The organism is Paenibacillus sp. 01T431 (assembly GCF_056398625.1).
In genome coordinates this window covers 15741-27630 of the sequence record NZ_JBFTPT010000018.1, presented here as the reverse complement: position 1 = coordinate 27630, position 11890 = coordinate 15741, and the positions used below count along the sequence as shown (strand labels likewise).

General features: G+C 47.1%; 8 protein-coding genes. 1 reads left to right on the top strand and 7 read right to left on the bottom strand.

Translation table 11 applies throughout. The features are described 5' to 3' along the window. Positions 1–84: 84 nt before the first annotated feature. From AC1DM9_RS27480 to AC1DM9_RS27450, 7 genes are all read right to left on the bottom strand, one after another. Complete coding sequence (locus AC1DM9_RS27480) at positions 85–1005, bottom strand: carbohydrate ABC transporter permease (protein WP_441913403.1); 921 nt, start codon at positions 1003–1005, stop codon at positions 85–87. A 15-nt stretch (positions 1006–1020) separates the two neighbouring features. After that, the gene (locus tag AC1DM9_RS27475; protein ID WP_441885576.1) at positions 1021–1875 is read right to left on the bottom strand and encodes an ABC transporter permease; all 855 of its coding nucleotides are present in this window, start codon (positions 1873–1875) and stop codon (positions 1021–1023) included. A gap of 341 nt (positions 1876–2216) precedes the next feature. After that, complete coding sequence (locus tag AC1DM9_RS27470) at positions 2217–3857, bottom strand: extracellular solute-binding protein (RefSeq protein ID WP_477583249.1); 1641 nt, start codon at positions 3855–3857, stop codon at positions 2217–2219. Positions 3858–3893: 36 nt separating this feature from the next. Next, positions 3894–6194, bottom strand: a complete 2301-nt coding sequence (locus tag AC1DM9_RS27465) for an AraC family transcriptional regulator (RefSeq protein WP_477583247.1) — start codon at positions 6192–6194, stop codon at positions 3894–3896. A gap of 165 nt (positions 6195–6359) precedes the next feature. Next, positions 6360–8681 carry a glycoside hydrolase family 95 protein gene (locus tag AC1DM9_RS27460; RefSeq protein WP_477583245.1) on the bottom strand — a complete coding sequence of 774 codons (2322 nt, stop codon included), beginning with the start codon at positions 8679–8681 and terminating at the stop codon, positions 6360–6362. A 62-nt stretch (positions 8682–8743) separates the two neighbouring features. Next, positions 8744–9841, bottom strand: coding sequence for a mandelate racemase/muconate lactonizing enzyme family protein (locus AC1DM9_RS27455; protein WP_441885514.1), 1098 nt, complete (start codon positions 9839–9841; stop codon positions 8744–8746). A gap of 23 nt (positions 9842–9864) precedes the next feature. After that, on the bottom strand, positions 9865–10656 hold the full coding sequence (locus AC1DM9_RS27450) for an SDR family NAD(P)-dependent oxidoreductase (protein WP_477509985.1): 792 nt from the start codon (positions 10654–10656) through the stop codon (positions 9865–9867). Between the two features lie 203 nt (positions 10657–10859). On the opposite strand from AC1DM9_RS27450, the gene AC1DM9_RS27445 reads away from it, so the two are divergent. Beyond that, positions 10860–11723 carry an AraC family transcriptional regulator gene (locus AC1DM9_RS27445; protein WP_339205222.1) on the top strand — a complete coding sequence of 288 codons (864 nt, stop codon included), beginning with the start codon at positions 10860–10862 and terminating at the stop codon, positions 11721–11723. Positions 11724–11890: the final 167 nt, after the last annotated feature.

The window sequence follows — 11890 nt, the reverse complement described above, 5'->3', positions numbered from 1 at the left end:
TGTGCCATACTTTTGCATTGCAATCACACTACAAATGAACCACCTCCTCTCATGCAAACCAGCTCAGTTTCTGCCTCTTTCCGGTTAGCCTTTGACTGAGCCAACAAGCATCCCTTGTACGAAATAACGCTGTACGAAAGGATAAATAATAAGAACTGGCAGCGTAGCTACTACGATCAGTGAATATTTAAGCAGCTCTGACAGCTGCTGCCTTTCCACTTGCTTCAAGGCATCCGTTACGCTTGCGCTGTTGTTCATAATGATGATGCTCCTCAGAACGAGCTGAAGCGGAAACAACTTCGCTGATTTGAGATAGATTAAGGCATCGAAGTAGGCATTCCATTGACCTACGCCGTACATTAGGAAAAGCACCGCAAGAATGGGCTTGGATAACGGAATAACCACGCTTCGCATAAATCTGATGTCGCTGCAGCCATCGATCTCGCTTGCTTCAAACAATTCGTCTGGAATGGACGACTGGAAGAAGGAGCGTGCAATAATCACCTGCCATACCCAAACCGCATTCGGAATGAGCAGCGCCCACCGCGAATCGATCATGCCAAACTCCTTCACCACCATGTACGTCGGAATCAAACCGCCGCTGAAGAGCATGGTGAACGTAATGAGCATCATAATGACGCTGCGGCCAAAAAAGGATTTGCGCGACATCGGATACGCAATCATGACCGTAAGGGCTACACTGATCAACGTTCCTGCTGCGGTATAAAATAGCGAGTTCCCGTACCCTCTCATAATTTCCGGCGTATCGAACAGAACCTTAAAGCCCTTAAAGGAAATATCAACGGGCCACAGCCAAACACGGCCGGAAGTAACGGCTGCCGGGCTGCTGATCGAGCTGCTGATAATATAAATGAGCGGATAAATAACCGCGATCAACACAACCGCCAATATGGCATAAATAATGAACAAAAAAATCTTATCGCCTGTTGAATCCTTAATCGTTTGTCTGATTGGTGCCTGCGATGCTATCTTCGTTGATGCCATAGGCGCACTCCCCTTTTACCAAATGCTTGATTTCATAAACCGTTTGGCCAAACCGTTAACCGTGAACAGCAGCAAGAGATTGATGAATGAATTAAACAAGCCTACCGCTGTGGCGAAGCTGTAATTGGCATTTAAGAGCCCAATTTTGTACACGTATGTGGCGATTATTTCGGAATTAACGATATTGAGCTGATTTTGCAGCAAATAAATTTTCTCAAAGCCAATCGCCATTACGCTGCCTACATTTAAAATGAGAATGATCGTAATGGTCGGCAAAATACCCGGCAAATCAACGTGGACGATTTTCTGAAATCGCGATGCGCCATCCACTTTGGCAGCCTCATAAAGCGTAGGATCGATGCCCGCAAGCGCCGCCAAATAAATGACCGCGGAATAACCAGCCGTCTGCCAAATATCCGACCAGACAAAGATCGATCGGAACATGCTGGCTTCACCAAGGAAGTTGACTGAATCCATGCCGAAGTAGTGGAGCGCCACATTCACAAAGCCAAGCCGCGGCGCTAGAAACATCATAATGATCGAAACCATAACGACCGTAGATATGAAATAAGGAGCGAAGGTGACCAGCTGTACAAGCCGTTTGAAACGGCCATTTCGCACTTCATTAAGCATCAATGCCAAAATAATTGGAATCGGAAACCCCGCGAGCAATAAATAACCGCTGACGTATATGGTGTTCTTGACCAGCGTCCAGAACATCGGATTTTCAAAGAAAAGCCTGAAGTTTTTGAGCCCGACCCATTCGCTGCCCCAAATGCCTTTGATGACGTTGTAATCCTTAAAGGCAAGCACCGCATTCAGCATCGGGTAATATTTAAAAATAAGAAAAAACAATACAGGCGGTATAATGATAAGGTACAGCTGCCAATGCTTCTTGAAGCTTCTGCTCGCTTCATCCGCAAGGCTGCGCTTGCTCTTTTGCTTCAACAGCTTGTTATTCAATACAATCTCTTTTTCCAGAACAATCCCCCCTAGGTAGCTAATGGCCGATGAAATGACAGCGCTTTCTATACGATGATCATAGTAGAAATCCACATTATCCAAACAGGTACATTTGCGTCTTTTAACGTACAATAACCCCTGTTTTCAGGGGGCAAATCGCCGCAGCGGCGTACAATTTTCAGGATTGCTGCTTAGAAACGCCAAAAAAACCCGACTGCTCGGGCAGTCGGGTTCTTTCTTATGCATTTCTAGTGCATAGGTTTGTTTTGGTCATATGCTTTTTGCATGATTTCAATAAAACGATCGACCTGCATATTCTCCAGTCCGCTCACGTAGGTATCCCAATCCCTATCCAAATCCAAGTTGCCGGTAATAAATTGAAGCATGCTTTGATCGATGTAATTCATCAAGTTTGTGCTCAGCATCCCCACTTCATCTGCTTGTGCCGAATCAAGCCAAATGTTCCACACCGGAAACATTTCGTCAGGCTCATGTCCCTCATACAACAGTGTCGCTTCAATAAGCCTTCGCTCATAGCCGTCGGGCGCGTATATGTCTTTGCTTGCGACCCAGCTGTCTCGATAATCTCTTGGCATGTAGAAATGCGCCATCCCGCTCCAGCCGGTGTTCTTTTGCTCAGTGCTTTCGATAGGGATCAGTGTCGCAAATTTGGGCTCCAGCCCTTCACCAAGCGCCACCTCACCAGCTACCGGCTTTCGCCAGCCTACGCCTTCAAGACCTGACTGCGCTAGCGTTTGTCCTTCCGGCGTGTACATGTAGTCAACCATTCGAATTAAGGCAATTTGCGCTTCCTTGCTCGCCTTATTCGTAATGACAAATTTAGCACCCGGTGATATTCCTCCGCTGGCAAAGGTAGCATAGGAAGCATACGGCCCCGCAAGCGGCGGCAGCGGTGCATAATCCTTCGTTCGCTCACTCACGAAGATAGCAGGATGCATGGCTGCAGCTGCGCCGAGAATGTCAGCATTTGCATTGTCTCCAGCTTTTTTTAGCGCCTCAGCATTTTGAATAAAGGCTCCCGGATCAATTAAGCCCTCGTCATAAAGTGACTTAATATAAGCAATCCCTTCCTTCCATTGCGGCTTATTGGCCGCTGTATCCACCTTCCCATTATTCATATACAAATAATTGCGGTCGTCATCATAAATGAAGCCATTCATCAAATAAGGAACAATATGAACGCCAAAATCTTCCGTCGAGCCGCTCAGCGGAACTTCATCCAATAAACCATTTCCGTTCGGGTCGTTTTGCTTGAACGCTCTCAGCATCTCTTTGAATTCGTCTGTCGTTTTGGGCATATCAAGCCCTAATCGCTGAAGCCACTTCGTGTTTACCCACATTTTGTTTGGATAGGAGCAGTGGAAGCATTCACTATAAGCAACAAGCCCATAAATATTGCCATCAGGAGCCGTATTCAAAGCTTTAAGCTTCGGATCTTTCTCCATCGCGGCTTTAATGTTCGGCGCATATTGCTCTATGAGCTCATTTAACGGCAGAAATACGCTTTGCTTGCCATACTTCAACAAGTCGGATTGTGTGAACTGGTCAATGTAGGCCGTTAAAATATAAGCATCAGGAAAATCGCCGCTTGCAAGTGAAATTTGCCGTTTCTCCTTCGCGCCGTCCATCGAAATAATGTCCCAATTAAATTTGACATTAAATTTATGTTCAAGCAGCATCGTAAAATCATTTGTTTTTAAATCGATGCTGGTATCCTGCTGGGCGAAAACATTAATCTCGACCGGCTTGTCTATGGAAGCAAGCGAAGCTGCATCCGTATGAGCTGGCTCATTGCTTTGCGAGCACGCGGCAAGCAGTAAAACTACAAGAAGTATAAGCGCAGATAGGCCTGCGATTCTTTTCTTCATTCAAACCCTCTCCTTATCGGTAACTGCGCTGAACGCTTACACTTCGATCGATTGTCGATATGAGCTTGGCGCAACGCCCATGACTCGCTTAAAGGCTCTTCGGAACGAATGAGAGCTGTTGTACCCGACGCGAGCAGCGATTTCATCAACAGTATAAGCGTTCGTCCGTAATAAGGAGGAAGCCTGCTCTATACGAATCATCTCCAAATAGTCAGAGACATTAATATCCGTAACCTCTTTGAACAATTGCGAAATATATTTCTCCGGCCGCTCCACCCGCTCTGCGATACGGTATAAGGTCATCTCGGAGTCGCCATAAGCCTCAGCAATAAACTGTTTAATTTCCTCAACGGTTTGAATATGAACATGATTTTTTTTGCTGTTGATGACGCTGCATAATGCTTCTACAATTTCGATGATCTCCTCCTGTATAGCCGCCATTGGATTAGAAGCTTGAATGCCGATGATTTGATTTTTCAACGCATGCAGCAAATCGGATTCCATGAATGTTTTCTGGTCCAGCAGCTTAAGCAGCGTACCCTTCAGCTCGCCGATCAGCTGCTGCTTCATCTCGATAGAAAGCTGCTTATTTTCCATATTAATATTCATAACCGAATGAACCATCCGCCTTGCCTCATCCGAATCTCCCGCACGAATGGTGCTAATCAAGCGCTGCTCAATGTCCATTGGATAATAATATGTCGCTGTTTCAAGCCTAGAGTCCGTAAACCATACGAAGCTCTTTTTGCTGTTAAACTCGGCATACTCGATCGTTTGTTTCGCTTGCTCATAGGAATGGCTAACGTCAAGAATAGTCGTGAATGCATCTCCGAATGCTGCAGTGACCGAAATCTTATACTCCCTATAGGCGATATCGGACAGCTTCTCAAGAATATGACTCATTCGCAGCTTAGCTGCTTCGACTCCATACTCCCCTTCCATGGACGTTATAATCGTCACAATTCGATCCGAGCCAAGGTCCGTCATATGCAGCTGGCTGTCCAGATCGATTAACGCCTTTTTCAAAATGAGTCTTGCTGCATACAGCTCGTTCAGTATTTCTACGTTGTCCATGCCGGAGTATCCATTAATCTGCAAAATACCGACATATCCCTCATTCGTATCAAACCTCGTATCCGCCTGTACAGCCGCTGCCGTAATTTCCTCAGTGGTGTGAAACTCCCCAGCAATTAACCGTTTCAAGAAACCATCTCTAACTAAAGGAAGCTGACGTTTTAATTCCGTCTCCAGGTGGCGATTGCTCGTAATGATGCTCGATATGTTACCCTGCAAAAAATCATATTCGTTTCGGCCCGTAATGCCATCCTTGCCAAACTGCTCCTTCATTACCGTAAGCAGCCTATTCATTGGTGCGCTGTTTCGGTAGGACAGGAGCAGACCAGCCAGCAGGCCGAGAAGTAAAGCGATACCTGTCACTAGCCAAGTAATATGTTTAATTTGATTTGCGTTTTCCATCAGCACCTGCTTTGGAATTCCCGCTCGATAGGTCCAACCATTTTTTTCAGAATGAATCGTAATGACGAGATCGTTATTATAAAATTGGCTAACTTTGTCTTGGATGAGGCGTGAATCCGAAGACAGCAGCTTGGCATTTTCCTCGCTTATTCCGCGCAGTCCAACTGTATTCCCTTGCGCATCGCTAATATGAGCCCAGCCGCCGTAACGATCCTCTACTCCCGCGAGCAGGCTAGATATGTTTTCTTCATCAATCATGACGACCACAGTGGCAGGTGATGAACCGCTAAAGCTGTCCAAAGGGAGCGACTGCATATACGTAACGACGGAGGATTGTTTGGCATTGCTAGTAAAGGAGCTGAGAGGCATAATTTCACTTCGATGAGTTTTGTCCAGTACTGTTTCCTTCCATTCCGCGAGCGTAAGATCGTTATAATGAAAGTTTTGATAATAATGTTCTGGACGGAAATAGGCGGAGCCCTGTGTAAAGATCACATCATAGTTATTTAAGTAGATAAAATAGTTTTGCAAAAAATCATTTGTCTGGCTAAACGGCGTTACCTGTCTCACCATGCTCCAAATGCCATAAACGTTGACGATGTCGCCTTTTTTCTGCTCATTCATTAATTTATTTAAATCAGGATTCAAAGCGAGCTGCCTTGTGAAGCCCTCAACCTCAACCATCCTTCTCTCCAAAATATCCTGGCTCCGCTGCAGCAATGTGACGCTATTCTCAATGGAAATGGATTGTGTCACCGAGATTGAAGTACGATAGGAAACGTAACCCGCTATGCTTGGAATGACCAAAATAATAAGATATGATATGAGAAATTTACGAAAAATGGTTGAATACTTTGGCACGGTCAACCCACCTCCCTTGATTGTTAGCGCTTTCATAACATAGGCAGTACAGAAGCCTAGAAGCAACGAAAGAGCTTCGCTCATTTATAATAACTTACTGACGCGAAAAGACAACTACTATTAAAAACAAGTAGTTGTCTTATTCACTAACTAGGCACTTTCCGCTTAAGCTTCTTGCTGTACTAGAGCTTTCAAGTCTTTATCGAATCGATAGACGCGGCCAGGCATCAAAGAGACTTGCACTTCTTGCTCACCGAATCTTACGACCGTTTCCCCTGCAGAGTAAGCTTGAATCGTTGCTTCAGTCAGCACGCCATTTTCCCATGAGACGTCAACCTCTACATTTCCTTTGGCACGCAGTCCTTTGTATGATCCTTTGTTCCAGACAGCCGGAAGCGCTGGAAGCAAGTGAATTTCGCCCGGCTGGCTCTGAAGGAGCAGATCCGCTACCGCCGCGGTTCCGCCATAATTGCCGTCGATGACAAAAATATTCGTCTCCGCTCCGGCTACACCCGCCTTGGAATAGGTCAGCATATTATCGAAGCACAGCTCTCCAATTAAATGAGTGATATGCTTTAGCGCACGATCTCCTTCGTACAATCTGGAGAAGCCGGTGGCGAACAGTACCGCTGTAAATTCAATATCCTCCAGCTCATCGGTCTGCATCCGGCCAATCAACGTTTGCTTAGCAGCAGCACTCAGCTCTGGCGTCTTCCGCGGCGTTATTTGATTGCTCGGGTATAAGCCAAATAGATGAGCAAGGTGGCGATGCTCCGGCTGCGCCTCCTCATAATCCTCGAGCCACTCCTGCAGCTGTCCTTTTTTTCCGATCATGAGAGGCGGCATCAGCAATAACGCTTGCTCCAGCTTCTCTTGGAACTCAGAATCCATTTGCAGCAGCTTCGCCGACGCTAGGCAAAAAGTGAACAAATCCCATATCAGCTGCTGGTCCATCGTCGAGCCCATCGACAGCTGTTGAGCTTCATCCTTACTGCCGCTCGGATAAAAGCTGTTCTCAGGCGAATTGGATGGTCCGGTTACGAGCCAGCCATAAGTAGGGTGCACAGTCATATAATCGAGGAAAAAGACCGCCGATTCCTTCATTACGGGATACGCCTGCTTCATTAGGAAATCGCGGTCCAGCCCATACTCATAATGCTCCTTCAAATGCATCGCAATCCATAATCCGCCTGTTACATTCAGTCCCCAGCCCGTCTCCCAGCCCGGAGCCGAGAAGCCCCAAGCATTCGAGAACACATGCGCCACCCAGCCCTCGCTTCCGTAGAAATCCTGAGCCGCTTGCCTGCCTGCGACAGATAAACGTTCAATATAATTCATCAAAGGCACATGGCATTCCGCCAAATTGCTTATTTCCGTCGGGTAATAGTTCATTTCCGTGTTGATATCCAAGTGGTAGTCGCAGCTCCAAGCCATGCGATTCGCTTCGCCATCGTTCCACACGCCTTGCAAATGCAGCGGCAGCGGCGAATCCTCGCGCGAGCCAGCAATCGTTAGATAACGGCCGTATTGGAAAAATAAAGCGACTAAATCCGGATCATCATGCTGCCCATTCCGAAGCTGCTTCATCCGCTCGTCTGTTGGCAGCTTCGCACTCGCCGTATCGCCTAAATCAAGGGTCACACGAGCGTACAAGTCGCGATAATCTACAATATGATCCGCTCTTAGTCGCTCATAACCTTTGGCAATAGCATCGTTAATTTGCGCATGGCATTCCGAAGCCCAATTCTCATCCGTCCTGCCATAATCCGTATTCACCGCGAAATATATAAACGCCTCATCCGCTTGCGATACCTTGATTTCATTACCACTAGCTTCGATAATGCCGCCCACGGCAACGACCTTCACCTTGCCCTCGCAAAACACACCACATTTTCCGTTGCTGTGCACATCTTCCGTCGCTTGGCCGCGGAATCCAATTGTATCGTTATCCGCAGCTGTCGTTGCAAAATCTCCGGTTCTCCCTTGAATGCTCAGCCAGAAGGATATTGCTCCTTTTAGCTCACTCTTTATGCGCGATACGACAATACCATCGGCATGCGTTGCGAACGTCTCACGTGTTATTTTGCCGCCAGAGCTTGTATAGGAAGTTTGTACGATTGCCTTTTCCAAGCTTAACTCACGTACCAGATCTTCCCCTTGCTGCTCGAAGCGCAGTTTGATATCACACACAGAAAGGTTTGTGCCAAAGTTTTGCTTCTTCGGCTGCAGCCCTTGCTTAGCAAGCCGGTCTCCCTCGCTATAATTGCCCTTGAAAAACTGCTCTCTCATCTGCTCCAGATTGGCTTTCGGGTTTCCGTTTCCTTGAATGCGCTCCACTTGACCCGACCAGTAAGTAATTTCTGTCATGCTCCACGTTTCGCTTTCTATTCCACCGTGAATGACCGCGCCTATTCTTCCATTCCCTATCGGCAGTCCTTGCTTCCAATCCGTTGCTGGCCCTGAATACCAAAGCTTTGAATGATTCATGCAGTCCCCATCCTTTAGTTATAAGATTCGTGTAACAATTGAATTGTCAATTTCCCTGCTATCTATCGAATACGGAATTCATTAAAATATTTAGGAATGATTTCAGTGGAAGCGCCCGGCAGCTCAGGCAGCACATATTGTCCATTCTTGACGGTTGCTGGTTCAACAAAGATCGTTCTGATCCAAGGGATATACTCAAGCATCATTGCCCCCGGCGTAGCCGCCACCAAATGCTGGTGAATTTGTCCCATATCGCCGACATGCGGGCAGATTGGTATGTCGTACGAAGCGGCCAGCCCCGCGACCTGCAGCCACTCCGTAATACCCGCTACCCGCGTAACATCAACCTGACAATATTCGATAGCGCCTTGATGAATATAATCACGGAACGCATATTTCGAGTACACATGCTCACCGAGTGCAATCGGAACATTTAGTGCATCAGCCAGCTTCTTGTGACCTAAAATATCATCAGGATTTAGCGGCTCCTCCAGCCAAAATAAATCAAATTCCTCCAGCTTCTTGCCCCAGGTCATCGCCGTATTAATATTCCATTGCTGATTAACGTCGATCATAAAGATCACCTGATCGCCAATCGCTTTGCGCACCGCCTTCACTCGGTCATAATCTTCATGTGGATCGGACTTGCCAACTTTAATTTTCACCCCTGTAAACCCCTGCTCGACAATGTCCGTGACATCCTTCAGCAAACGCTCCTTCGACCAGTTCAACCAGCCGCCGTTCGTGTTATAGGCTTTAATGCCTTTTGATTTATGTCCGCCAAGGTACTGCCATAACGGCTTGTTGGACGCCTTCGACATAATGTCCCATAACGCAATATCCACAGCAGCAAGCGCCATATGCGTAATGCCTGCCCGTCCGATCCAGTGCATTTTGCCATACCGCAGCGTCTCCCAAATCTCCTTTACCATAAAAGGGTCCTTGCCGATCAGCTCCGGAGCGTAATAACGTTCAATCGTGTCGACGATCATATCATCGCCATGGGCGCAGGTTCCTGTGTAGCCGTATCCGACGTAACCTTCATCTGTAAAGATCCGAACGCCTGACAGTCCCCAATGCGTCGCCACATTAATCGCATCCGTTATTGGCGGGTCGATGGGCACATGAAGTACGAATGTTTCCACTTTTGTGATTTTCATCGTTTGTACTCCCTTCCTTTTGTTTAATAGCCTAGCGAAGCCCCACCCTCAACCGGAAGAGCTACACCCGTTATGAAAGACGCCTGCTGGGAAGCCAAATACAGTACCGACTGCGCGATCTCCTCCGAGGTTGCCGATCGGCCAAGCGGATGCATCGTATTCAGCGCATCCAGCGCTGCTGCTTGATCAGGCTGCTGTCTCAGCCAATCTTCCAATAAAGGCGTCATCACACCGGCCGGACACACACAGTTGACTCTTACACCATCCGCTGCAAAATCGAGCGCCAATGACTTCGTCAGCGCAATAACCGCTCCTTTGGAAGCAGCATAAATCGGATTATTCCGCTGCCCGATAAGACCGTTCAGCGAAGCCATATTCACAATCGCGCCTTTGGTCTGCCGCAATAGCGGAATCGCATGCTTGATCATCAGATACACGCCCTTCAAATTTACCGCAAGAACATGGTCAAATGACTGCTCATCGATTTCCTCAAGCGGCTTTGGCAGAATAACCGCTGCATTGTTATACAGAACATCGAGCTTGCCGAATGTCTGAACCGTTTCTTTCATAAGCGCTTCAACCGCACTCTCACGCGATACATCCGTCTGAATTGCCCGCGCACTTCTATATGGAAGCCCTTTCAAAAATCCTTGTTGTTTATTGATTTCATCAGCCACGCGCTGCCCTTCATGCTCATTCCAATCTGCTATGACGACTTGTGCGCCTTCTGCCGCGAACAACCGTGCGCTTTCCTCGCCGATACCAGAACCGCCGCCGGTTATAAGCACAACCTTATCTTTAAATCTCAAAGGCATTCCTCCATGTACATGCAAAAGTTAAGCTAGCTAAAGAAAAGATTTATGTTGTTAATTGATCCACATCAGCTATTGCTGTTCATTCCCTAATATTTTTGTTATTGTATCATCTATACAGGAACGTGTATTTGATCAGACATCCATTAAGTTGACAATTCATCCGCTAAATTTTATATGAATATACCAAAGAAAAGGGTGTTCGCTTGAAGAAGCTGAACGAGATCACGCCTCATGTCGGAGATTCCATGTATTACCTTTATGATGGCAGCTCCAATGAGAAGCTGCGCATTTGCAGTGTTTATGCTTTTCATTTATTTACAGATGGTCCCGGGGAAATGGAGATTGACGGCAAGAAATACCCCATCAACAATCGAACGCTGATCTTTCTTAGGCCAGAGCAGCCTCACGCCTTCCATATTTCATCCGACCATCCGCTGTCCTCCTACAATTTGTATTGTGATCTCTGGAATCAGAGTGATCCCGTCTCTGCCAATCGAACGTTCATCTACGCCCCGGAGCCGTTCGAGCTGAATACCGTCGCCCCTTCCATGGCATGTGATGAACTCGACAGCCTGCCATGCGTATTTTCCTTGCAGCCTTATCCAGAGCTGTACGATTCCTTCTTAATGCTCGCTAAGCTGTATAACGATTCGCAATTTTACCGAACAGAGATGATGAACAGCTTGCTCTATGCTTGGATTCTGAACTGGTACAATACAATTCATACGCACCAGCCTACCGATTATCGCATCGTCCGCTTGCTCACGCATCTAAATGCTCATCCTGAGAAACGCGAGTCCGTCGAGACATGGTGGGAATTTTGCGGGCTGAAGCGAACCTACTTTCATGCTTTGTTTTTACGAGAAACCGGACTCACGCCAAAAGCCTACCATCACAAGCTGCTCATGAGACGCGCTTCCCATCTCTTGCTCGAAAGCGAGTTGAGCGTTACCGCCATTGCCGAGAAGCTTGGTTATGCCTCTATCCATCCTTTTACACGCCATTTCAGTGCCTTCTATGGCACCAGCCCAAAGCATTACCGCATGCAGCCTCAGTCAGAGAAATGACCACTACCAATATGCAGCAACGAAAAAAGCTGGAAGCACGTATATGTGCTTCCAGCCATAAAACAGGATATGTTGCTCGTCCTTGAGCACACATATGATTATTACATCCATCTGACGTCCGCGGTACAACGAAAAATGGCTGTAAGCACTCATTTCCGCTTACAGCC